Genomic DNA, 21,598 nt, shown 5'->3' on the forward strand with positions numbered 1-21,598 from the left:
GTCTATTCCGTCGCGTGCCCGGAATCGCGCGATGCGGCGGCAAGGCGCGCGCCTTCCGCAGCCTTCTCCGCCTCCCGTGCGCGCTTGCGGAGATTCTTGTCGCTGATCTCGCGGTCGCCCACGGCACCGGGGGTCCACGCCTCCACGTCCTCATCGCCATAGCTGCTCTTGGATGCCCGTCGCTTCACGGAGGGGGCGACCGCACCCGGCGCGAGCCTGCGCGCGGTGAGCAGGAAGCCGGTGTGCGCGACCATGCGGTGATCAGGCCGCACGGCGAGGCCCTCCACATGCCAGCCGCGAACCATCGTCTCGGAGGCATCGGGTTCGGTGAAGAGACCCGTGGCGCGGATGTACTCCGCCACACGGGAGAGCTGAGTGGCTGTCGCCACGTAGCAGAGCACGACGCCACCGGGGGTCAGCGCATCGGCGACGGCGTCCATGCACTCCCACGGAGCGAGCATGTCGAGCACCACCCGATCGACGGAGGCCGGCGTCACCTCGCGGGGAAGGGATTCCACGAGATCGCCGACCACGACGCGCCAGGTGTCAGGGCGCTCCCCGAAGAACGTCTCCACATTGCCGCGGGCGACATCGGCGAAGTCCTCGCGGCGTTCGAAGGAGATCAGCGTTCCCGCCGGTCCCACGGCTCGCAGGAGGGAAAGGGAGAGAGCGCCGGAGCCGACACCCGCCTCGACCACGACCGAGCCGGGGAAGATGTCGGCCTGCATCACGATCTGCGCCGCGTCCTTCGGGTACACGATCGCCGCTCCGCGCGGCATCGACATCGCGAAATCGCGCAGCAACGGACGCAGCGCCAGGTAGTCGTGCCCCGAGCTGTTCGCCACGACGGAGCCGTCGGGAAGTCCGATGAGGTCGCGGTGGCGGAGCACGCCCTGATGCGTGTGCAGCTCGCCGTCCTCGCGGAGCGTCACGGTGTGCAGGCGCCCCTTGGGGCCGGTGAGCTGCACGCGGTCGCCGGCGCGGAAGGGGCCACTCGGCCGGTTCGGGCTGGCTTCGGTCATCGGGCGGCTCCTGTCGCGGTTGCGCGGCTGTCGTAGAGATCGGTCAGGTCCACCGCGCCTCGGCCGTCCAGCGTGTCCCACAGCTCGTGAGCGCCGAGGTGGTCGAGAGGCACGATGTGCGGGACTGCGAGGGTGAGCGCGCCCGAGGCGAGGCCCGCTCGCACCCCGGTCGGCGAGTCCTCGATGACGATCACCTCGGCGATGTCGACGTCCAGAAGAGCCGCTGCCTGCAGGTAAGGCTCGGGATGCGGCTTGGGGTTGTCCACGTCGTCGCCCGCGACCACGATGTCGAACGCGTCGAACTCGATCAGGTCGACCACGTTGAGGGCCATGCGGCGCAACGACATCGTCACCAGCCCTGTCGGGATCCCCGCGTCGCGGAGGTCGCGGAGCAGTTCGCGCGCACCGGGGCGGAACGGGACGCCCTGGGTGCGCAGCGACTCCTGCACGACGTCGGTGAGATGCGAGACGATCGCCTCGGCTTCCATGGCGACTCCGGCGTTCTGCAGGATGACCGCGCTGTCGATCAGGCCGCTTCCCACGAGCTGAAGTGCATCCTCATGGGTCCAGGAGCCTCCGAACGACTGGACGAGCGCCGTCTCGGCCGCCATCCAATACGGTTCGGTGTCGACGAGTGTTCCATCCATGTCCCACAGGACCGCGCTGGGCTTTCTGCTCACTGAACCCATGCTAGCCGTGGTGCCGCCCGCATCCCGCCTCCGCGGACTAGCCTGGAAGGATCACGACCGCCATCTCGAAGGGAGCCTCGATGGATGTTCTCGGTCCGCGCATCGTCATCGCCGCCTTCGACGGCTGGAACGATGCGGGTGAAGCAGCGAGCGGCGCCATCGAGGCACTGCGGAGATCCTCGGAGTACGACCTCGTGCATTCCGTCGACCCCGAGCTGTACTTCGACTACCAGTACACGCGCCCATCGACACGCATGGACGCCGAGGGACGACGCCAGCTGACCTGGCCGGAAGCAGGACTGTGGCGGCCGCGCGATCCCGCGCCCGGTCCCGAGATCTGGCTGCTCACCGGCGCCGAGCCCGCGCGCACGTGGCAGGCGTTCGCCTCCGAGTTCATCGACGTCGCGTTGCGTGACGACATCACCGGGCTGGTGACCCTCGGTGCGATGCTCTCCGACGTGCCGCACACCCGACCGATATCGATCTTCGCCTCCAGCCAGAACGAGCAGGTGCGCGAGGCGCACGCCCTGGAACGATCGATGTACGAGGGCCCGGTGGGAATCCTCACGGTGTTCGAGCACTTCGCCGAGAATGCGGGAATCCCCACAGCGAGCCTGTGGGCGAGTGTGCCGCACTACGTCGCTTCGGCGACTCCCTCGCCGAAGGTGACCCTCGCGCTGCTGGACCGGCTCGAGGAACTCACCGGCGTCGATGTCGACCGTCAGGCGCTGCGGACGGAGGCTGCCGCGTGGGAGGCGTCCATCGACGCCGCCGCTTCCGAGGATGAGGACATGGCGGAGTACATCCGCCAGCTCGAGCGCACGCGCGACACGTGGGACTCCCCCGAGGCGTCCGGAGACGCGATCGCGCAGGCCTTCGAGCGCTACCTCCGTCGACGGGACGACGGTCCGGGAGACCGCAAGCGCTGATTCGCGCTCAGGCTGCGATCACGCCGGTGCCGAGCAGCACGAGCAGCACGGTTCCGAGCAGGATGCGGTAGATCACGAACGGCAGGAAGCTGCGCTTCGAGATCCAGTTCATGAAGAACGCGATCACGCCGAGCGCGACGACGAACGCGATGCCGGTCGCGGCGAGGGTGTCGCCGAAGGAGAAGAACGAGGGCTCGTCCCAGCTCTTGAACACCTGGTAGAAGCCGCTGCCGAACACCGCAGGGATCGCCAGCAAGAACGCATAACGCGCAGCCGCGGCGCGCTCGTAGCCCAGGAACAGGCCCATGGTGATGGTTCCGCCCGAACGGGAGACGCCGGGAATCAGGGCCAGCGCCTGCGCGAAACCGAATGCGATGCCGTGCGGGTAGGTCAGATCGTCGAGCTTGCGGCGCTTCGCCCCCACGTAATCGGCCACACCGAGCAGGATTCCGAAGACGATCAGCATGACCGCGACGATCCACATCGAGCGCAACACGGTCTCGATCTGATCCTGGAAGAGCAGCCCGAGCACCACGATCGGGATGCTGCCGATGATGATCAACCAGCCCATCCTCGCGTCCGGATCGTTGCGAGGCGCTTTCCCCACGAGGGAGCGGAACCACTGGGTCACGATGCGTACGATGTCTCGCCAGAAGAACACGACGACTGCGGCCTCGGTGCCGATCTGGGTGATCGCGGTGAACGCCGCGCCCGGGTCCTCACCGGAGGGGAGGAACGTCCCGAGGATGCGCAGGTGTGCGCTGGAGGAGATCGGGAGGAACTCGGTGAGTCCCTGGACGACGCCGAGGATCAGTGCTTCGAGCAGGTGCATGGAGGGCTTTCAGGTCGGAGGAGGCACGGAGCGCGCGGCGCTCAGTACGTGCGCAGCAGATCGGTCAGCACCCGCTGGCCGAAGACAAGCGATTCTACGGGTACTCGCTCGTCGACTCCGTGGAACATGCCTGTGAAGTCGAGGTCGGCCGGGAGCCTGAGAGGTGCGAAGCCGTAGCCCGTGATCCCGAGGTACGCCAACGCCTTGTTGTCGGTACCGGCACCGAGCAGATACGGGATCACCGGAACCCCGGGGTCATGACGACCGATGCTGGCGACCATCGCCTCGACGAGATCCCCTTCGAAGGGCGTCTCCATACCGATGTCACGGACGACCGTCTCGATGACGATCTCGTCTCCGACGATCTGCTGGAGCTCGGCCAGGACCTCGTCCTCGGTGCCGGGGATCACTCGCACGTCGATGAGCGCCTCCGCCCGCTCCGGGATGACGTTGTGCTTGTACCCCGCGGTCAGCGCCGTCGGGTTCGTGGTGGTGCGGAACGAGGAGCGGAGGAAGGCCTCGGCCGGCCCTGCGGCTGCGGCGAGAGCGTCAGGGTCGTCCGCGCTGCGACCTGACAGCGTGCTCAGCCCCTCGAGCAGCGCTCTGGTGGTCGGAGTCAGGCGGATCGGCCACCGGGTGCGTCCGATCGCCGCGACGGCCTCAGCGAGCTTCGTGACCGCGTTGTCGTCGTGCAGGCGGCTGCCGTGTCCCGCTCGTCCCTTCGCCACCAAACGGATCCAGATCAGGGCCTTCTCCCCCACCTGCAGCAGATAGGCGCGGCGGTCGTCGACCGTGATCGAGTAGCCGCCGACCTCGCTGATAGCGGCCGCGGCACCCTCGAACCATTCCGGGCGGTTCTGCACGACGAGCGCCGACCCCTCGACCCCGCCGTTCTCCTCGTCGGCGAAGAACGCGAGAACGAGGTCGCGCTCCGGCTGCTCACCCGCACGCAGGATCTCGGCGACCGAGGTGAGGATCATCGCGTTCATGTTCTTCATGTCCACGGCCCCACGGCCCCAGAGCATCCCGTCCTGCACCAATCCGGCGAACGGGTCGACGCTCCAATCCTCGGCCATGGCCGGGACCACATCGAGGTGCCCGTGCACGACGAGTGCGGGCTTCTCCCTGTCGCGTCCCGCCACTCGTGCCATGACGTTCGTGCGGCGCGGGATCGGCTCGTAGTACTCGACCTCGAGTCCGAGCCCCTCCAGGTAGGCCCCGACATACTCCGCGGCTTCCCGCTCGCCCTTCGCGTTGCCGCCGCCGAAGTTAGAGGTGTCGAAGCGGATCAGGTCGCTCGCGATGCGCACGACCTCCGGGAGGGACGGATCAGTCATGGGTCCAGGCTATCGAAACGTCGCGCCACGCCCGGGCGTGCGCCTCGGTTCGAGAGGCCGCGGAGGACATGGTAATGTCATTCTTCGGTCGGCAACGATCATCCAAAACCTGCGCGGGTGGCGGAATGGTAGACGCGCTACGTTGAGGTCGTAGTGCCCGTAAGGGCGTGGGGGTTCAAGTCCCCCTCCGCGCACAGGAAGAAGAAGGCCCCGGATCCCAGGATCCGGGGCCTTCTTCGCGTTCCGCGATGCGGTTCGTCTTCCGCGATCCGGCGGGGACGCAGCGCCCGCCGGATCGCGGATCGTTCAGGCCGCGCCGACGCCGAACAGCACACCGAGCGCGTAGGTGATCGCGGCAGCCCCGAACCCGATGGCGAGCTGGCGGAGTGCTCGACGAAGGGGCGGGCCCCCGGACAGCACTCCCACCATCGCGCCTGTGCTCAGGAGGGCGATGCCGACGAGCACGAGGGCGACGATGATCGCCGTGGTGCCCTGAAGCCCGAAGATCCACGGCAGCACGGGGATGATCGCCCCGGAGGCGAACAGGAGGAAGCTGGAGATGGCCGCCGTCCAGTCGCTGCCGACGATCTCGTGATCATCGCCGCGCTGGATGTCCACGGGACCGGTCGCCGCCTGACGCACGCCGGCCTGCGCCGCCTTCACGATGCGGCGTGCCCGCGCGAGGGATTCCTCCTGCTCCATGCCGCGGGCACGGTAGACGAGAGCCAGCTCGTTCTCGTCGATGTCGAGATCTCCCGCTGATGCGTGTGCGTCCTCGTTGGCCTCCGTCGCCGCGAGCAGTTCGCGCTGGGAACGTACCGAGACGAACTCGCCTGCTCCCATCGACAGTGCGCCGGCCAGGAGACCGGCGATCCCGCTGAAAAGCACGAAGCCGGAGCTCACGCCCGTCGCGCCGATCCCGAGCACCAGCGCGAGGTTGCTCACCAGGCCGTCATTGGCGCCGAACACGGCCGCGCGGAACGAACCGGACAACCGCCTGCGACCACGCGCAGCGAGTCCGCGCACGACCTCGTAGTGCACCTTCTCGTCTGCCCTCATGGCCGGAGTGGCGTACTGCTCCGAATCGTAGGGCGACCGTGCCTCAGCGCTCTGTGCGAGGGCGAGCACGAAGATCGATCCGAAACGACCGGCCATCCATCCGAGTAGGCGCGAGCGGACCCCGGCGCGGGGCAGACGCCGCGGTTCCTCACCGAGGAGATCGAGCCAATGCTGCTCATGGCGACGTTCCGCATCGGCGAGGCTCAGCAGGATGTCGCGCTCTTCGCCTTCTCGGCGTGCAGCGAGCTTCTGATAGACGGCGCCCTCGGCGCGCTCCTCGACCAGGTAGCGCGCCCAGCGCCGACGATCGGCGGGGGTCGGGGTGGCGGCAGCGGGGGCTGTCATGGATCCTCCAGAGATGGCGGCGCCCTATGCGTGGGCAACCGTTCAACGCTATCCGCGGATGCTCAGCACGACCTCACCCAGGCGCGGATTGACAGCATTTCGGGGATCCGAAGCGCCGTCCCTGCACGGACGGGGCGCAGATCATGTCAGGACCGCACGCGCTTCCGAAGAACCTCGATGCGGGATTGCAGCTGCGTCACGGTGGCCTGCGCGACTGCCGGTCCTCCGCAGATGCGGCGGAGCTCGGCATGCACCGCGCCGTGCGGCTCACCCTTCTGGCGCGCGTAGAGGCCGACGAGGCTGTTCAGCAGCTGCCTCTGCTCCTTGAGGGTGCGGTGCAGGGGCGGGGGAAGCGTCGTCGACTCGTCGGGCGGTGTGGAGGCCTCACGTGCCTCCCGCAGGCGTGACTGGCGGGACTGACGCTGCATGAGGAGCTCATGCACGTGCTCCGGCTCGAGGAGACCGGGGAAGCCGATGAACTCCTCCTCCTCCGGGGTCCCCGGTTCGGCCAGCTGACCGAACTCCTGTCCTTCGAAGACCACGCGGTCGAAGTGGGCGACGGACGAGAGCGCCTGGTAGCTGAACTCCTGCGTCAGCGCGTCCGAGGTCTCCTCCTCACGGTTCGCACTCTCGAGCAGCGAATCCTCCAGGCCATCGTCTTCCTTCGACTGCCGGTCGAGCGCATGGTCGCGCTGTTTGTCCATCTCGTTCGCAAGCCCCATGAGCACGGGGACCTGCGGAAGGAACACGCTCGCGGCCTCGCCACGACGCCGGGCTCGCACGAACCGGCCGATGGCCTGAGCGAAGAACAGCGGAGTCGAGGACGACGTCGCATAGACCCCCACGGCGAGACGCGGCACGTCGACGCCCTCCGACACCATGCGCACGGCCACCATCCAGCGAGAGTCGTTGGCGCTGAACTTCTCGATCCGCTCCGACGCCGTCGCATCATCCGAGAGCACGACCGTGGCCTGCTGGCCCGTGATGCTGTGCAAGATCTTCGCATACGCGCGCGCGACCGTCTGGTCCGTCGCCAGTACGAGACCGCCGGCATCGGGGACGTGGTGGCGGATCTCCGTGAGCCGTCTGTCCGCGGCCGACAGGACGGCCGGCATCCACTCGCCCTCGGGATCGAGCGCCGTGCGCCACGCCTGCGACGTCACGTCCTTGGTGTTGTCCTGGCCCAAGTGCGTCTCGCGCTCGTCGCCGGTGGTGGTGCGCCAGCGCATCTTGCCGGCGTACATGTGGAAGAGCACGGGCCGGACGACGCCGTCGGCCAGTGCCCGGCCGTAGCCGTAGTTGTAGTCGGTGCGCGAGATGCGGGCGCCGGACTCATCGGGGTGGTACTCCACGAACGGGATGGGCGCCGTGTCGCTGCGGAACGGCGTGCCGGACAGCAGCAGGCGCCTCTTCGCCGGCCCGTACGCGTCTCGGATGGCGTCGCCCCAGCTCAGCGCATCGCCGCCGTGGTGAACCTCGTCGAGGATCACCAGGGTCTTGGCGTCCTCCGTGAGATGCCGGTGCACCGAGGATTTCGCGGCGACCTGCGCGTACGTCACGACAGCGCCGTGATAGTGCCGAGCCGGTGCCCAGTCGCTGTTGCGGAAGCGCGGGTCGAGGCGGATGTGCACGCGTGCCGCGGCGTCCGCCCACTGGGTCTTGAGATGCTCGGTCGGTGCGACCACGATGATGCGGTTGACCTCGCCCATGCGCATGAGCTCGACGGCGAGGGTGAGTGCGAACGTGGTCTTGCCTGCGCCGGGTGTGGCGGCGACGAGGAAGTCGCGCTGATCCGCCGCGAAGTACTGTTCGAGGGCCTCCTGCTGCCAGGCACGCAGCTTGTTCGCGGTTCCCCATGGGGCACGCTGAGGAAAGGACGGAGAGAGCATCGAGTCCACGATAATCGCTGCCGGGGACACCGGATCACTCCCCGCGATTCCCGCGCGTGCCCTGCCCCGCACCGAGCCCTGCGGGTAGGCTCGGTCACTGCGTCGTGGTCACCGCCGCGTCGCTGATCGTTCGCGAAGGAGAGCTGGATGACCGACCAGGATTCGACTCGGACCCCTTACATCCCGAACGAGACCGCGCACCCGTGGCGCCGATTCGTCGCGGTCGGCGACTCGTTCACCGAGGGCATCGGCGACCCCGATCCGGCGCATCCTGGGAGCCACCGCGGGTGGGCGGACCGCGTCGCCGAGGTGCTCGCCGCGCAGGTCGACGACTTCGCCTACGCGAACCTCGCCGTCCGCGGCAAGCTGATCGCCCAGATCGTCGCCGACCAGATCGAGCCGGCCGTCGCGCTGCGCCCCGATCTGGTCTCCATCTGTGCGGGCGGCAACGATGTGATCCGGCCCGGCACCGACCCGGATGCGATCGCGAGCCAGCTCGACGACGCCGTCGCCCGGCTGTCCTCCACCGGCGCCGCCGTGCTGTTGTTCACGGGCATCGACACCGCCTTCACGCCGGTCTTCCGCGCCTTCCGCGGAAAGGTCGCGATCTACAACGAGAACGTCCGCACCATCGCCGAGCGATACGACTGCATCGTGGCCGACCAGTGGGCGCTCAAGGTCGTGCAGGACATGCGCTTCTTCGACGATGACCGACTGCACTATAACGCGCTCGGCCATCACGAGGTGGCCCGCATGGCGTTGCGTGCCCTGAACGTGCCGAACGATCTCGAGGCCATGCAGCCCGAGCCGTTCCCGCTGCGCACCTGGCGAGAGGCACGCTCGGAAGACCTGGGCTGGGCCAGGGAGCACCTGGTTCCGTGGGTGCTCAGAAGGCTCCGTCACCAGTCATCTGGCGACAACCTCGCTGCGAAGCGTCCGGAGCCCTCCCCCGTCGTCCTTCCCGGGAGGGACTGAGCGTCAGGCCTTCATCGCCCAGAGTGCGACCGCTGCCGCTGATGCCACGTTGAGGGAGTCGACCCCACCGGACATCGGGATCGTGACGACGGTGTCCGCTCCGTCCATGGCCTCGCGCGAGAGTCCGTCGCCTTCCGACCCCATGACCAGCGCGACCCGCGCCGGACGTGCGGCCGCATACGCGTCGAGCGTCACCGCGTCGTCGCGCAGCGCCAGCGCGGCGATGTCGAAGCCGTCGGTGTGGAGATCCGCGATCGCGGACTCCCAGTCCGTGATACGCGTCCACGGCACCTGGAAGACGGTGCCCATGCTGACTCGGACGCTGCGCCGGTACAGCGGATCGGCCCCGCCCGGAGAAACCAGCACCGCGTCGGCGCCGAGACCTGCTGCAGCACGGAAGGCTGCTCCGACGTTGGTGTGATCCCCGATGTTCTCCAGGATCAGCACGAGGGAGGCGCCGTCGATCACCTCGCGGACGGAGGGCAGCTCTGGTCGGTGCATGGAGGCGATGGTGCCGCGGTGCACCGCGAAACCCGTCACCGCCTCCGCCACCTCGTCCGGAACGACGTACACCGGCACGTCGAGGTCACCGACGATGGCACGGATGTCGTCCACCCTGCGCTCCTGCACCAGGACGGAGCGGGGACGGTGACCGGAGGCGACCGCGCGCGCGATCACCTTCGTCGATTCCGCGATGTAGAGACCACCGGACGGCTCCGACAGTGCCCGTAGGGCGGTATCGGTGAGGCCGCGGTAGTCGTCGAGACGTCGGTCGGCGGCGTCGGTCACAGGCAGGAGATCCACGATGTCCACTCTGCCACCGTCAGGACACGGCGCAGCACCGGTCGCTGGGGCGTCGGCGGCTCTCGTGGAGGCCCTGGTCGGCCTCGGCACCGTAGACTCGCTCGAGGAGGTCTTGTGAGCGTGTCCATTCCCGCCGAGCTGTCGGCCACCATCGCCCACGCCGCCGAGCTGCTGCGCGAGAAGCGCATCGCACTCCTCACCGGCGCCGGCATCTCCACCGATTCCGGCATCCCCGCCTACCGTGGCGAAGGCGCGAGGACGCGCAGCGATCCGATGACGATCCAGACCTATCTGGGTGACGAGGCGGCGCGTCGGCGCTATTGGGTCGGCGGGCACCTGGGCTGGCGCGCTTTCGCGAGAGCCGAGCCGAACGCGGGACACATCGCCCTGGCGCAACTCGAAGCATCGGGGAACGTGTCCGGCGTGATCACCCAGAACGTCGACGGACTGCATCTGCGGGCGGGGAGCTCGCACGTCATCGAGGTCCACGGGACCATGCGTCGCGTGCTGTGTCTGCAGTGCGGTCAGGTCTTCGATCGCCGCGACGTCGCCGTGCAGATCGAGGAGCTCAACCCCTGGATCACCGTGCCGGAGAACGTCGCTCTCGCCCCCGACGGCGACGTGCTCCCGGAGAGCACGGAAGGCTTCGTCATCCCCGTGTGCACCGTCTGCGCGGGCATGCTCAAGCCTGACGTGGTGTTCTTCGGCGAGTACGTGCCACAGGATCGCTTCCGCGCAGCGGAGTCGCTGCTGCGTTCGAGCTCCGCCCTGATCGTCGCGGGCTCCTCCCTCGTGGTCAACTCCGGTGTCCGCCTCGTCGAGCGTGCGCGGCGACGTAACATCCCCCTGATCATCGTCAACCGTGAGTCGACGCGCGCGGATGCCTGGGCGCATGTGACCATCGCCGCGGGCACCAGCGACGTGCTCCCCGCCCTCCAGGAACTCCTCTCGTGACCCACCTCACCCTCGTCCGCCACGGTCAGACCGACTGGAACCTCGCGCGGCGCATCCAGGGCTCCACCGACATCCCCCTGAACGAGAAGGGACGCGAAGACGCGCGATGGGCCGCGGAGAAGCTCGCGGCAGGAACCCATCACGCGGTCTACACGAGCCCGTTGCTGCGCGCCAAGGAGACCGCGGAGATCATCGCGGAGCGCCTGGGGCTGGAAGTCGCCGGCGTCGTCCCCGACATCCGCGAGCGCGAGTTCGGCGATGGTGAGGGCATGCTCGTGCCCGACTACATCGCGACGTATGGCGACTGGCACGCGGAGGTTCCTGGTGCGGAGTCGCTGCACGAGGTGGGAGAACGCGCGATCGAAGCACTGCACACGATCGCTCGCGAGGCGCGGCGTCGGTCCTCCCCGCGTGCGGAGTCGGTCATCGTCGTCGCTCATGGTGGCGTGATCCGCGCCGTGATCGACCACGTCTCCGGCGGCACTCTCCCGCGCGACGGCGAGGTGCTGCAGAACGGCTCGGCGCACCGGTTCGTCGCCGCACCGGGCTATCTCCGTCTGCTGGAGGAGACACCCGTCCTCTGATCAGACGGCGCGGGACACGACCGAACGCGCGTGACGGAGGACCGGCTCGTCGATCATCCGTCCATCGAACCGGAACACGCCGCGCTGCGACTCGGCCGCAGTGAGCACGGCGCGCGCCCAGGTGAGCAGCGCGTCGTCCGGACGGTACGCCGCACGGATCGTCGCCACCTGGTTCGGATGGATGCAGGCCGTCGCACGGAATCCCGAAGCGGCGGCGTCGATCGCCTCCTCCTCGAGTCCAGTGAGGTCATCGATGTCGATGTGCACGGCGTCGATGGCTGCTTTGCCGTGCGCACCGGCTTCGAGGAGGACACGCGCTCTGGCGTACCTGGCGATGTCGCGATACGCGCCGACCGCGTTGCGCGAAGACGTGCCTCCCAGGGAGGCGACGAGATCCTCGGCCCCCCACATCAACGCGGACACCTGCGGGTGTGCGGCGATGCGGTCGGCTGCTTGGACGCCGCGGGCGGTCTCGCACAGGGCGATCAGTGAGTACCTCTCGTCGAACGCCGACAAGCTGTCCGCACGCTCGGTCTTCGCCACCATCACGGTGCGGAAGTCGGTCTGAGCCAGCGCCGCGAGGTCTGCGGCGAAGGCCTCGGTGTCGGGGGCGTTGACGCGCACGACCACTCGAGAGGGGTCGACATCGGCGGCGATCACGTTCCTGCGCGCTTCGTCCTTCGCCTCCGGGAGCACCGCGTCCTCGAGATCGAGGATGATCGCATCAGCCCGCTCCGCGGCTTTCCGGAAGCGCTCCGGCCGGTCGGCAGGGCAGAACAACAGCGCCGGACCGAGGTCGAACGTCATGCGGGGGATCCTTCCGGACGGCAGTGGACGAGCACCGAGCGGACGGCCGTGGCGACGACGGTACCGTCCTGGTTCCGGCCGGTGTGGGCGATCTTCACGATCCCCTGCCCCGGCCGGGAGGAGGAGAGCCGCTTCTCGACGACCGTGCTCTCGGTGTAGAGGGTGTCTCCCGCGAACAGCGGATGCGGAAACGCGACATCGCCGAAGCCGAGCTGTGCGACGAGAGTCCCCTGCGTCAGCTGCGCGACGGACGAACCCACCATGGTGGACAGAGTCCACATCGAGTTCATCAGTCGCGCGCGGAACGGCTCCTGACCGTCGGCGAAAGCCGCATCGAGGTGCAGAGCCTGCGTGTTCATGGTGAGGGTGGTGAACAGCACGTTGTCGGCTTCGGTCGCAGTTCGTCCTGGGCGGTGCAGGTAGCGGGCGTCGGTCTCGAACTCCTCGTAGTACAGACCCCTCTGGACGACGTCGTGCGTGCTCATACCGCCACGCTACCCGGCGAGTCCGAGACCGCGGGCGATGACCAGCAGCTGCACCTCGGTCGTGCCCTCGCCGATCTCGAGGATCTTGGAGTCGCGGTAGTGCCGTGCCACGGAGAACTCGTTCATGAAGCCGTTGCCGCCGAAGATCTGCGTCGCGTCTCTCGCGTTGTCCATCGCCGCCTCGCCCGCGACCAGCTTGGCGATGGCCGCGGCTTCGGCGAACGGCTTGCCCGCGTCTCGGAGTCGTGCCGCGTGATGCCAGGCGAGGCGTGCCGTGTGCACCCGTGCGCGCATGCGGGCCAGAGTGAACTGCGCGTTCTGCCGCGTGCTCAGGGCGGCCCCGAAGATCGTGCGGCTCTTGGCGTACTCGACAGCGGCCTCCAGGCATCCTTCGGCGGCGCCGGTCGAGAGGGCCGCGATCGCGATGCGTCCTTCGTCGAGGATGCTGAGGAAGCTGCGGAAGCCGCTCCCCCGCGTACCCAACAGGTTGGAGGCGGGAACCCGCGCGCCGTCGAAGGTGAGGGGATGTGTGTCCGACGCGTTCCACCCGACCTTGTCGTACGGCGCTTCGACCGTGAACCCCGGTGTCCCGTTCGGCACGATGATGGTGGAGATCTCCTTGCGCCCATCCTCGTTCCCGGTCACCGCCGTGACCGTGACGAACCGCGTGATGGGGGTCCCGGAGTTCGTGATGAACTGCTTCGAGCCGTCGATCACCCACTCGTCGCCGTCGAGGCGCGCCGTGGTCCTGGTCGCACCGGCATCGCTGCCGGCCTCCGGCTCCGTGAGGCCGAAGCCCGCCAGGGCTCGCCCGGCGAGCAGGTCCGGCAGCAGCTCCTGGCGCTGCTCCTCCGAGCCGAAGCGGTAGATCGGCATCGCGCCGAGGCTGACCCCTGCTTCGAGCGTGATCGCGATGGACTGGTCGACGCGCGCGAGCGCCTCGATCGCGATGCCGAGTGCCATGTAGTCGCCGCCCTGTCCGCCGTACTCCTCGAGGAACGGTAGACCGAACAATCCGAGATCGCCCATCTGGCGAACGACGTCCATCGACAGCGTGTGCGTGCGATCGGCCTCGTAGGCCTGCGGTGCGACGACCGTGTCGGCGAATTCGCGCACCATGGCGGCGAGCTCGCGCTCCTCGTCGGTCAGCTCTTCCATGTTCAGCTCTCCTCCGTCGTCACGCGGGCGACCGGCTGGTCACGCCGCACCTGGTCGCCGACCGCGACCAGCAGATGCACCACACCGTCGTGCGGTGCCAGTACCGGGTGCTCCATCTTCATAGCCTCGATCGAGACGAGGGCTTCTCCCGCGGACACCGTGTCGCCGTCGGTCACGTGCACCGCCACGACGCTGCCCGGCATGGGGGCGCGGCCCTCCGGCTCGGTCGCCGCAGCTCCCGCGTCGCGTGCGGACAACCGGCGCTGCATCCGCTGTCGCCTGTCGAGAGGGCGCAGGCGTATCGTGCGACCTTCCTCCGCGACCCAGACCGCTCCCTCGGCATCGACTGCGGCCAGCACGCCCGCTCTGGAGGGGGAAGGAGACGCTTCATCGAGCTCGACCTCGTCGCCGTCGTCCGTGAGCGCGACGAACGGAGCATGCGGCGCGTCCTGGGTCCCCAGGCGCCACCCGGGCAGCTCACGCCACAGCGGGCTGGTGCGCACCGATGCGGGGGGATCCGAAGCGGCGTCCCGCGCCGCAGCCAACTGAGACGCCGAAGGCTTCACCGTCTCGAGGGGAAGCAGGGACTCGATGAGACCGGTGTCGAGATCGCCTTCGATGACCCGCGCGTCCTGGCACAGCATCCGCAGGAACGCGATGTTGGTCTCGACGCCCAGCACGACGGTGCTCGCGAGTGCTCGGTCCAGTCGTGCCAGTGCCGTGGCGCGGTCATCGGCGAAGGCGATCACCTTCGCGATCATCGGGTCGTAGAATCCGGTGACCTCGCTGCCGCTCTCGATGGCCGCATCCACGCGGACACCCGGCGGTGGGTCGAAGAGGAGCACCGTCCCCGTGGACGGAAGGAAGCCGCGCTCAGGGGCCTCCGCGTACACCCGAGCCTCGACCGCGTGGCCGCGCAGGCGAGGTGTGACGTCCAGGGGAAGACCCGCTGCCGCGCGGAGCTGAAGCGCGACGAGGTCGAGTCCGGTGACCTCCTCGGTGACGGGGTGCTCCACCTGGAGCCGCGTGTTCATCTCGATGAAGAAGACCTCGTTCGGCGCGTCGGCATCCACGAGGAACTCGACCGTGCCGGCCCCCACGTAGGAGACGCTCTCGGCGGCGAGCACCGCGGCGGAGAGCAGGCGCTCGCGCGTGTCGGCCGGGATCCCCGCCGACGGGGCCTCCTCGATGACCTTCTGATGCCGGCGCTGCAACGTGCACTCGCGTTCGCCGAGGGCGATGACGGTGCCGTGCACGTCGCCGAAGACCTGTACCTCGATGTGCCGTGGTCGTCTGATCAGCCGCTCGAGGATGAGCGCGTCGTCCCTGAAAGCGGCGGACGCGACCCGGCGGGCGGAGGCGAGAGCGCCGCGGAGCCCCGCCGCGTCGGCGACGACCTCCATGCCCTTTCCCCCTCCCCCTGCGCTGGGCTTGACCAGCAGCGGATATCCGACGGTCTCGGCCTCTTCGGCGATCTCGGTGTCGGACAGTCCCTTGGCATCGAAGCCGGGGACGACGGGGACCCCGTACCGCAGCACATGATCGCGGGCGCGGGCCTTGTCTCCCATGATCTGCAGCGCGTCGACGGAGGGACCGATGAAGACGACCCCGCTCTCCTCGCAGGCCTCGGCGAGTCCGACGCTCTCGGAGAGGAAGCCGTAGCCGGGGTGGATGGCCTGCGCACCGGTGGCGCGCGCCGCGGCGATGACGGCGTCGATGTCGAGGTAGGAGTCGGCAGCGGGCGCTGGCCCGATCCGCACGGCCAGATCGGCCTCGCGGACATGAGGGCTCGTCGCATCGGCGTCGCTGTAGACGGCGACGCTGCGGATGCCGAGCGCCCGCAGCGTGCGGATCACCCTGCGGGCGATCTCCCCGCGGTTGGCGACGAGGACGGTGTGGAAAAGGACGTCGGACGACGTCGGTGCCGGATTCATGGACAAGGCACTCACATCCGGAAGATGCCGAAGCGCGGTTCGGGCAGCGGGCTGCGGGAGACGACGTCGAGGGCGAGGCCGAGGAGGTCGCGGGTCTGGGCGGGGTCGACGATGCCGTCGTCCCAGAGCCGCGCGGTCGCGTAGTACGGCTCGCCCTGGTGCTCGTACTGTTCCCGGACCGGGGCCTCGAAGGCTGCTCGCTCCTCCGCCGTCCAGGAGCCGCCGCGTGCGGAGAGCTGGTCCTCCTTGACAGTGGCGAGCACCGACGCGGCCTGCGCGCCCCCCATCACGGAGATGCGGCTGGCGGGCCAGGTCCACAGGAACCGCGGCGAGTACGCGCGCCCGCACATCGAATAGTTCCCGGCTCCGAACGATCCCCCGATGATGACGGTGAGCTTCGGTACACGGGTGCTGGCGACGGCCGTGACCATCTTGGCGCCGTCCTTGGCGATGCCGCCGGCCTCCGCGTCGGAGCCGACCATGAAACCGGTGATGTTCTGCAGGAAGAGCAGAGGGATCCCCCGCTGGTCGCAGAGCTCGATGAAGTGGGCGCCCTTGAGCGCCGACTCGCTGAAGAGTACGCCGTTGTTCGCGACGATGCCGACGGGGTGACCGTGGAGACGGGCGAAGCCGGTGACCAGGGTCGTGCCGTACTCGGGCTTGAACTCGAGGAACGAGTCGCCGTCGACCAACCGCGAGATGACCTCGTGCACGTCGTACGCGGCATTGACGTCGACAGGGACGGCGTCGTAGAGGCTGGACAGCTCGGAGGGAGCGCGGCTGCCGAGCACCTCCCAGGCCGGGGCGGCGGGAGGAGGGAGCGTGGCCACGATGTCGCGCAGGATCTCGAGGGCGTGCTCGTCGTCTTCGGCGAGATGGTCGACGACGCCGCTGCGTCGTGCGTGCAGCTCGCCGCCGCCGAGTTCCTCCGCCGTGACGATCTCCCCGATGGCGGCCTTCACGAGCGGGGGGCCACCGAGGAAGATGGTCCCCTGGCCGCGCACGATGACGGTCTCGTCGCTCATCGCCGGTACGTAGGCGCCGCCGGCGGTGCACGAGCCGAGAACGGCGGCGAGTTGAGGGATGCCCTCCGCGGACATGCGCGCCTGATTGAAGAAGATCCGCCCGAAGTGCTCGCGGTCCGGGAAGACCTCGTCCTGCTTGGGGAGGAACGCGCCCCCCGAATCGACGAGGTAGAGACAGGGAAGGCGATTCTCCAGCGCGATCTCCTGCGCGCGAAGATGCTTCTTGACGGTGAGGGGGAAGTACGTGCCGCCCTTGACCGTCGCGTCGTTGCAGACCACCATGACGTGCCGCCCGTGCACGAGACCGATACCGGCGATCACGCCCGCGCCCGGCGCCTCTCCCCCGTACAGGCCGTCAGCCGCGAGGGGCGCGACCTCGAGGAAGGGGCTGCCCTCATCGAGCACACGGGTGACGCGATCGCGAGGGAGCAGCTTCCCTCGCGCCAGGTGACGCTCGCGAGAAGCGTCCGGTCCTCCGCGCGCGGCGGCGGCGAGGCGGTCTCGCAGTTCGTGCGCGAGCGACTCCTGGGATGTCGGCATCGTGATGTCCTCCTCGACCCACGTCCGCCCTGGGCCGAACCCTGGCGCGGTGCATGCACTTTCGGTTAGTGTTCACTAACCCGTTGATTCAGGTTAGCGAGGATTAACTGAGATGACAAGCCCGGTCACCGCCCGAGACCGCGCCAAGGCCGAACGGTCCGATGCGATCCTGCACGCCGCAGCGCGACTGTTCGCCGCGCGCGGGTACAGCGGCGTGAGCCTGGAGGACATCGGCGCTGCCGTCGGTGTGTCCGGCCCGGCCGTCTATCGTCATTTCGCCGGTAAGCAGGCTCTGCTGGGAGCGGTCCTCGTCAAAGTCAGTCAGGACCTCATCCACGGCGGACGCCGCGTCGCTGACGAAGCCCCGACGCCCGACGCGCGGATGCGTGCCCTGATCGAGTTCCACGTGGACTTCGCCCTGGGTAACGCCGAGGTGATCCAGGTGCAGGACCGCGATGTCGCGTTCCTGTCCGATGCCGACCGCGCCGAGGTACGCCGCCTGCAACGCGCCTACATCGAATTGTGGATGGCGGCCCTGGCTCCGTTGCATCGAGGCGGCACGGACGGCGCCGATCCGGACGAGCTGCGTCTGCGCGTGCAGGCCTGCTTCGGACTCATCAACTCCACGCCGCACAGCACGCGTGCGGCGGCCAGACGGCACTCCGCCACCGCGACCGTGTTGATCGCGATGGCGGATGCTGCCGTGCGCGCGACTAGCTGAGGAGCATCGCCCGCCCCGGCTCCTCGAGGAGGTCGGCCACATCCTTCAAGAACCGGGCGCCCTCCGCGCCGTCGACCATCCGGTGGTCGAAAGAGAGACTGAGGGTCATCAGCTGCCGCAGCGCGATCTCGCCCCGGTGTTCCCAGGGCTGACGACGTACCGCGCCCACGGCCAGGATCCCGGACTGACCGGGGGGAAGGATCGGCGTACCGGCATCGACACCGAACACGCCGATGTTGGAGATCGAGAAGGTGCCGCCCGCGAGCTCCGCCGGCGAGGTCTTCCCCGAACGCGCGACCTCGGCGAGGGATTTCACGGCGTCCGCGAGTTCGGTGAGTGTCAGCCGCTCGGCATCTCTGATCATGGGGACGATCAGTCCGCGCTCCGTCGCCGCCGCGATCCCGAGATCGACGTAGTTGTGCTGGACGATCTCGCCGGCGGCCTCATCCCAACGCGAGTTGAGGCCAGGAGCCCGCCCGAGAGCGAGGCACACCGCCTTCGCCACCACGGCGAGCGGCCCGATCCGATGTGCGCTCAGCGATCGATCTTCGCGGAGACTCGACAGCAGATCCATGGTCGCGGTCACGTCGACGGTATGGAAGACGGTGACGTGCGGGGCCGTGAAGGCGCTCTGGACCATCGCCGCCGCCGTGTGCTTGCGCACTCCGCGGATGGGGATCCGGGTCTCGCGCTCCTCGCCGGCGAGTGCGGCAGGGCTGGCCGGAAGTGCAGCGGACGACGTGGAATGCACGCCGCCGCCGGCGCGATCGTGCGCGCCGACGCGTTCCGCATAGGCGTCTACATCGTTGCGGGTGATGAGGCGGTCGCCCACTTCTGCCGCAACCAGCACGAGATCGATGCCGAGCCTCTTCGCGTGGGCGCGCACCGGGGGCGTCGAGCGTGGGCGCTCGATCACGGCGTCGACGGCTGACGGAGCAGCGTCGTGCGGTGCCGCCTCGAGAACGGCCGTGTCGATGGTGGCCGGAGCGGACGCGCCGATCCTCCGTGCCCGCCGCGCTGGTCGCCCTGAGCTCGTGGGCGCGGCGCCGTACCCCACCAGGTTCGGCTCGGCCTTCTCCCCAGGCTCCGAGGAGGGCGACGGGGCCGCCGGCTCCTCCCCCACGACATCGAAGGCGATCAGAGGAGCACCGACGGCGATGGTCTGTCCTGCTTCCGCGTGCAACGTCGAGACGATGCCCTCGTAGGGCGAGGGCAGCTCGACGACCGCTTTCGCGGTCTCGACTTCTGCGAGCGTCTGGTTGAGAGTGACGCTGTCGCCGGGAGCGACGAGCCAGGTCACGACCTCGGCTTCTGTCAGTCCTTCCCCGAGGTCGGGAAGGCGGAACTCCGCGATCATGCCTCTGCTCCCGTCAGGCTGTTCGGCCGGTCCAATACCCGGTCGACGGCGTCGAGCAGTCGATCCAGGTCCGGGAGGTGGTACTTCTCGAGCTTCGCGGGCGGGTAGGGGATGTCGTGGCCGGTGACCCGCAGTGGAGCCGACTCGAGGTACTCGAAACAGCGCTCCGTGATGCTCGCGATCACTTCCGCGGCCACTCCCGCTTCCCGCGACGCCTCGTGAGCGACCACGACGCGGCCCGTCTTCCGCACCGAAGCCGCGACGGAGTCATAGTCGACGGGCGAGAGGGAACGGAGATCGATGACCTCGAGCGACGTTCCCTCATCCGCCGCGGCGTCCGCTGCCTGCAGCGCGGTGGACACCATGGCGCCGTACGTGATGAGGGTCGCATCCGTCCCGGTCCGCACCACGCGCGCGAGACCCATCGGCGGCGCGTCGGCCAGCGGGGCTTCGAGGTCGACCTCGCCCTTGTGGTGGTACAGCCGCTTCGGCTCGAAGAAGATCACGGGGTCGTCGGAGGCGATGGCCTGTCGCAGGCTTCGATACGCGTCCTCCGGGTTCGAGACCGCGATCACGCGCAGTCCTGCCGTGTGCACGAAGTAGGCCTCCGGAGACTCCGAGTGATGCTCGGCAGCGCCGATGCCGCCCGCCCACGGGATCCGGATGGTGATGGGCATCTTCACCCGGCCCTGAGTGCGGTAGTGCAGCTTCGCGACCTGAGCGACGATCTGATCGAAGGCGGGATACACGAAGCCGTCGAACTGGATCTCGACGACGGGTCGGTAGCCGCGGAATGCGAGGCCCACCGCCGTGCCGACGATTCCGGACTCGGCGAGCGGCGTGTCGATCACGCGCGCAGCGCCGAACTCGTCGAGCAGTCCGTCGGTGATGCGGAAGACGCCTCCCAGCTTGCCGATGTCCTCCCCGAGCAGCACGACCTTGTCGTCATCGCGCATCGCCTGGCGGAGACCGGCTCCGAGGGCCTTCCCGAGAGTCAGCTCGGTCATGGTCACACCTCGCTCTCGAAGGTGGCGAGGTACGAGGCGTACTCATCGCGCTGCCGCTCGAGTCCGGTGTGCGGCTCCGCGTAGACGCCGTCGAACACGGCGAGTGCCGGCCGTGTGACCATGCCGAGGCACGCGGCACGCATCTCCTTGGCGACGAGATCGGCTGCGGACTGGGTCTCGGCGACGTGCTCTTCGGCGAGCTCCCCGCTGGCGCGCAGGTGTGCCTCCAACCGCGCGATCGGATCGCGGCGGCGCCAGGAATCCAGTTCCTCCTGGTCGCGGTAGCGGGTCGGATCGTCGGCCGTGGTGTGCGGACCCATGCGATAAGTGACGGCTTCGATGTAGGCGGGGCCCTTGCCGGACCGCGCGTGGTCGAGAGCCCAGCGCATGGCCGCCATGCAGGCGAGCACGTCGTTGCCGTCCACCCGCAGGCTGGGGATGCCGAATCCTGGCGCCCTTCCCGCGATCGGATACTGCGACTGCACGGCGACCGGCTCGGAGATCGCCCAGTGGTTGTTCTGGCATACGAAGACGACCGGCGCCTGGTACGACGCGGCGAAGATCATCGCCTCGTTCACGTCACCCTGGCTGGTGGCTCCGTCACCGAAGTAGGTCACCGCCACCTCGTCAGCGCCGTCGTGCTGGATGCCGAGCGCGTAGCCGACCGCGTGCAGTGTCTGCGCTCCGATGATGATCTGCAAGGGAGCGACACCGAGGTCGGCGGGATCGTGAGCCGCACCTTCCTCACCGCGCCACATGCGCACGTAGTCTCCGGGCTCCGCGCCCCGCGCGTAGATGACTCCGGTCTCCCGGTAGCTGGGGAACACGAAGTCCTCGGGAGCGAGGGCGCGGGCCGTCCCGATCTGCGTCGCTTCCTGTCCCTGGCAGGGCGCCCAGAGTCCGAGCTGTCCCTGGCGCTGAAGCGCGACACCCTCGGCATCGATGCGGCGGAGGATGACCATGTCCCGGAGCAGAGAACGCAGCTGCTCGGCATCGACGTCGGCGACGAACGGGTCCAGCCGGGGGTTCGGGATGCGGCTTCCGTCGGGGTTCAGGAGGCGCTCCGAGAGCTCCAGATCCTGTGCCGTGTCTGCGATGGGCGTGGCCTGCGGTGACATCGTCGTCCTCCTCGTCCTCGGCGGCCC

Annotated in this window: 20 protein-coding genes and 1 tRNA gene; 6 read left to right on the forward strand and 15 right to left on the reverse strand. The window is 68.8% G+C overall.

The genetic code is table 11. The annotated features are described in order from the left end of the window. Positions 1-2: 2 nt before the first annotated feature. Positions 3-1,022 carry a tRNA (adenine-N1)-methyltransferase gene (locus ABRP18_RS08915; protein WP_058631169.1) on the reverse strand — a complete coding sequence of 340 codons (1,020 nt, stop codon included), beginning with the start codon at positions 1,020-1,022 and terminating at the stop codon, positions 3-5. After that, positions 1,019-1,711 (reverse strand): HAD family phosphatase, encoded by a 693-nt coding sequence (locus ABRP18_RS08920; protein ID WP_371861856.1) that lies wholly within the window; start codon positions 1,709-1,711, stop codon positions 1,019-1,021. The genes ABRP18_RS08915 and ABRP18_RS08920 overlap by 4 nt, the downstream gene beginning before the upstream one ends. An 80-nt stretch (positions 1,712-1,791) precedes the next feature. Between ABRP18_RS08920 and ABRP18_RS08925 the strand changes: the two genes are divergently transcribed. Beyond that, positions 1,792-2,640 (forward strand): PAC2 family protein, encoded by an 849-nt coding sequence (locus tag ABRP18_RS08925; protein WP_349884512.1) that lies wholly within the window; start codon positions 1,792-1,794, stop codon positions 2,638-2,640. Between the two features lie 7 nt (positions 2,641-2,647). Here the strand turns inward: ABRP18_RS08925 and ABRP18_RS08930 are convergent, their stop codons facing one another. Continuing rightward, positions 2,648-3,472: an undecaprenyl-diphosphate phosphatase gene (locus ABRP18_RS08930; RefSeq protein WP_017830635.1), complete on the reverse strand. Its 825-nt coding sequence runs from the start codon at positions 3,470-3,472 to the stop codon at positions 2,648-2,650. Between the two features lie 41 nt (positions 3,473-3,513). Next, entirely contained in the window at positions 3,514-4,809 is a 1,296-nt protein-coding gene (locus tag ABRP18_RS08935; RefSeq protein WP_193761807.1) for a M20/M25/M40 family metallo-hydrolase, read from the reverse strand. A gap of 111 nt (positions 4,810-4,920) precedes the next feature. Here ABRP18_RS08935 and ABRP18_RS08940 point away from each other — a divergent pair. Beyond that, positions 4,921-5,003: transfer RNA gene (locus ABRP18_RS08940), tRNA-Leu, on the forward strand. Between the two features lie 112 nt (positions 5,004-5,115). Here the strand turns inward: ABRP18_RS08940 and ABRP18_RS08945 are convergent. Next, complete coding sequence (locus ABRP18_RS08945) at positions 5,116-6,213, reverse strand: VIT1/CCC1 family protein (RefSeq protein WP_058631167.1); 1,098 nt, start codon at positions 6,211-6,213, stop codon at positions 5,116-5,118. 146 nt (positions 6,214-6,359) lie between these two features. Beyond that, a complete protein-coding gene (locus tag ABRP18_RS08950; protein WP_349884513.1) occupies positions 6,360-8,102 on the reverse strand; it encodes a DEAD/DEAH box helicase in 1,743 nt (580 codons plus the stop codon). Positions 8,103-8,249: 147 nt separating this feature from the next. On the opposite strand from ABRP18_RS08950, the gene ABRP18_RS08955 reads away from it, so the two are divergent. After that, positions 8,250-9,077, forward strand: coding sequence for an SGNH/GDSL hydrolase family protein (locus tag ABRP18_RS08955; RefSeq protein ID WP_058631166.1), 828 nt, complete (start codon positions 8,250-8,252; stop codon positions 9,075-9,077). A gap of 3 nt (positions 9,078-9,080) precedes the next feature. Here ABRP18_RS08955 and ABRP18_RS08960 read toward each other — a convergent pair whose 3' ends face one another. Continuing rightward, positions 9,081-9,881, reverse strand: coding sequence for an RNA methyltransferase (locus tag ABRP18_RS08960; protein ID WP_061015224.1), 801 nt, complete (start codon positions 9,879-9,881; stop codon positions 9,081-9,083). A 120-nt stretch (positions 9,882-10,001) separates the two neighbouring features. Between ABRP18_RS08960 and ABRP18_RS08965 the strand changes: the two genes are divergently transcribed. Continuing rightward, positions 10,002-10,835 (forward strand): Sir2 family NAD-dependent protein deacetylase, encoded by an 834-nt coding sequence (locus ABRP18_RS08965; RefSeq protein ID WP_308431926.1) that lies wholly within the window; start codon positions 10,002-10,004, stop codon positions 10,833-10,835. Next, positions 10,832-11,419 carry a histidine phosphatase family protein gene (locus ABRP18_RS08970; RefSeq protein ID WP_046747010.1) on the forward strand — a complete coding sequence of 196 codons (588 nt, stop codon included), beginning with the start codon at positions 10,832-10,834 and terminating at the stop codon, positions 11,417-11,419. The genes ABRP18_RS08965 and ABRP18_RS08970 overlap by 4 nt, the downstream gene beginning before the upstream one ends. On the opposite strand, the gene ABRP18_RS08975 is transcribed toward ABRP18_RS08970, so the two are convergent. From ABRP18_RS08975 to ABRP18_RS08995, 5 genes are read right to left on the reverse strand one after another with little or no spacing between them, the layout of a single operon-like run. Further along, the gene (locus ABRP18_RS08975) at positions 11,420-12,226 is read right to left on the reverse strand and encodes a CoA ester lyase (RefSeq protein WP_349884514.1); all 807 of its coding nucleotides are present in this window, start codon (positions 12,224-12,226) and stop codon (positions 11,420-11,422) included. It abuts the gene before it with no gap. Further along, positions 12,223-12,711, reverse strand: a complete 489-nt coding sequence (locus ABRP18_RS08980) for a MaoC family dehydratase (protein ID WP_061015221.1) — start codon at positions 12,709-12,711, stop codon at positions 12,223-12,225. The genes ABRP18_RS08975 and ABRP18_RS08980 overlap by 4 nt, the downstream gene beginning before the upstream one ends. Positions 12,712-12,720: 9 nt before the next feature. Beyond that, positions 12,721-13,869 (reverse strand): acyl-CoA dehydrogenase family protein, encoded by a 1,149-nt coding sequence (locus tag ABRP18_RS08985; protein ID WP_374168976.1) that lies wholly within the window; start codon positions 13,867-13,869, stop codon positions 12,721-12,723. Between the two features lie 2 nt (positions 13,870-13,871). Further along, positions 13,872-15,803, reverse strand: a complete 1,932-nt coding sequence (locus ABRP18_RS08990) for a biotin carboxylase N-terminal domain-containing protein (RefSeq protein ID WP_374168977.1) — start codon at positions 15,801-15,803, stop codon at positions 13,872-13,874. An 11-nt stretch (positions 15,804-15,814) separates the two neighbouring features. Then, positions 15,815-17,368 (reverse strand): carboxyl transferase domain-containing protein, encoded by a 1,554-nt coding sequence (locus tag ABRP18_RS08995; RefSeq protein ID WP_349884516.1) that lies wholly within the window; start codon positions 17,366-17,368, stop codon positions 15,815-15,817. Between the two features lie 112 nt (positions 17,369-17,480). Here ABRP18_RS08995 and ABRP18_RS09000 point away from each other — a divergent pair, with 112 nt between their 5' ends. Further along, positions 17,481-18,089: a TetR/AcrR family transcriptional regulator gene (locus ABRP18_RS09000; RefSeq protein WP_058631159.1), complete on the forward strand. Its 609-nt coding sequence runs from the start codon at positions 17,481-17,483 to the stop codon at positions 18,087-18,089. Here ABRP18_RS09000 and ABRP18_RS09005 read toward each other — a convergent pair. The 3 genes from ABRP18_RS09005 to pdhA are packed head-to-tail and all read right to left on the reverse strand — an operon-like array spanning position 18,082 to position 21,571. After that, positions 18,082-19,446, reverse strand: a complete 1,365-nt coding sequence (locus ABRP18_RS09005) for a dihydrolipoamide acetyltransferase family protein (protein ID WP_349884517.1) — start codon at positions 19,444-19,446, stop codon at positions 18,082-18,084. The two genes, ABRP18_RS09000 and ABRP18_RS09005, sit on opposite strands and share 8 nt — an antisense overlap. After that, a complete protein-coding gene (locus tag ABRP18_RS09010; RefSeq protein ID WP_045265268.1) occupies positions 19,443-20,453 on the reverse strand; it encodes an alpha-ketoacid dehydrogenase subunit beta in 1,011 nt (336 codons plus the stop codon). The genes ABRP18_RS09005 and ABRP18_RS09010 overlap by 4 nt, the downstream gene beginning before the upstream one ends. Before the next feature lie 2 nt (positions 20,454-20,455). Continuing rightward, complete coding sequence (gene pdhA, locus ABRP18_RS09015) at positions 20,456-21,571, reverse strand: pyruvate dehydrogenase (acetyl-transferring) E1 component subunit alpha (protein WP_058631157.1); 1,116 nt, start codon at positions 21,569-21,571, stop codon at positions 20,456-20,458. Positions 21,572-21,598 lie beyond the last annotated feature (27 nt).

Origin of the sequence: Microbacterium sp. WHRI 7836 (assembly GCF_040223885.2) — a bacterium.
Classification (GTDB): Bacteria; Actinomycetota; Actinomycetes; order Actinomycetales; family Microbacteriaceae; genus Microbacterium; species Microbacterium oxydans.

What these genes read in the sequence shown, in the direction of transcription:
- ABRP18_RS08915 (WP_058631169.1), bottom strand. Translation starts at nt 1,022, where the DNA reads ATGACCGAAGCCAGCCCGAACCGGCCGAGTGGCCCCTTCCGCGCCGGC.
- ABRP18_RS08920 (WP_371861856.1), bottom strand. Translation starts at nt 1,711, where the DNA reads ATGGGTTCAGTGAGCAGAAAGCCCAGCGCGGTCCTGTGGGACATGGAT.
- ABRP18_RS08925 (WP_349884512.1), top strand. Translation starts at nt 1,792, where the DNA reads ATGGATGTTCTCGGTCCGCGCATCGTCATCGCCGCCTTCGACGGCTGG.
- ABRP18_RS08930 (WP_017830635.1), bottom strand. Translation starts at nt 3,472, where the DNA reads ATGCACCTGCTCGAAGCACTGATCCTCGGCGTCGTCCAGGGACTCACC.
- ABRP18_RS08935 (WP_193761807.1), bottom strand. Translation starts at nt 4,809, where the DNA reads ATGACTGATCCGTCCCTCCCGGAGGTCGTGCGCATCGCGAGCGACCTG.
- ABRP18_RS08945 (WP_058631167.1), bottom strand. Translation starts at nt 6,213, where the DNA reads ATGACAGCCCCCGCTGCCGCCACCCCGACCCCCGCCGATCGTCGGCGC.
- ABRP18_RS08950 (WP_349884513.1), bottom strand. Translation starts at nt 8,102, where the DNA reads ATGCTCTCTCCGTCCTTTCCTCAGCGTGCCCCATGGGGAACCGCGAAC.
- ABRP18_RS08955 (WP_058631166.1), top strand. Translation starts at nt 8,250, where the DNA reads ATGACCGACCAGGATTCGACTCGGACCCCTTACATCCCGAACGAGACC.
- ABRP18_RS08975 (WP_349884514.1), bottom strand. Translation starts at nt 12,226, where the DNA reads ATGACGTTCGACCTCGGTCCGGCGCTGTTGTTCTGCCCTGCCGACCGG.
- ABRP18_RS08980 (WP_061015221.1), bottom strand. Translation starts at nt 12,711, where the DNA reads ATGAGCACGCACGACGTCGTCCAGAGGGGTCTGTACTACGAGGAGTTC.
- ABRP18_RS08985 (WP_374168976.1), bottom strand. Translation starts at nt 13,869, where the DNA reads ATGGAAGAGCTGACCGACGAGGAGCGCGAGCTCGCCGCCATGGTGCGC.
- ABRP18_RS08990 (WP_374168977.1), bottom strand. Translation starts at nt 15,803, where the DNA reads ATGAATCCGGCACCGACGTCGTCCGACGTCCTTTTCCACACCGTCCTC.
- ABRP18_RS08995 (WP_349884516.1), bottom strand. Translation starts at nt 17,368, where the DNA reads ATGCCGACATCCCAGGAGTCGCTCGCGCACGAACTGCGAGACCGCCTC.
- ABRP18_RS09000 (WP_058631159.1), top strand. Translation starts at nt 17,481, where the DNA reads ATGACAAGCCCGGTCACCGCCCGAGACCGCGCCAAGGCCGAACGGTCC.
- ABRP18_RS09005 (WP_349884517.1), bottom strand. Translation starts at nt 19,446, where the DNA reads ATGATCGCGGAGTTCCGCCTTCCCGACCTCGGGGAAGGACTGACAGAA.
- ABRP18_RS09010 (WP_045265268.1), bottom strand. Translation starts at nt 20,453, where the DNA reads ATGACCGAGCTGACTCTCGGGAAGGCCCTCGGAGCCGGTCTCCGCCAG.
- pdhA (WP_058631157.1), bottom strand. Translation starts at nt 21,571, where the DNA reads ATGTCACCGCAGGCCACGCCCATCGCAGACACGGCACAGGATCTGGAG.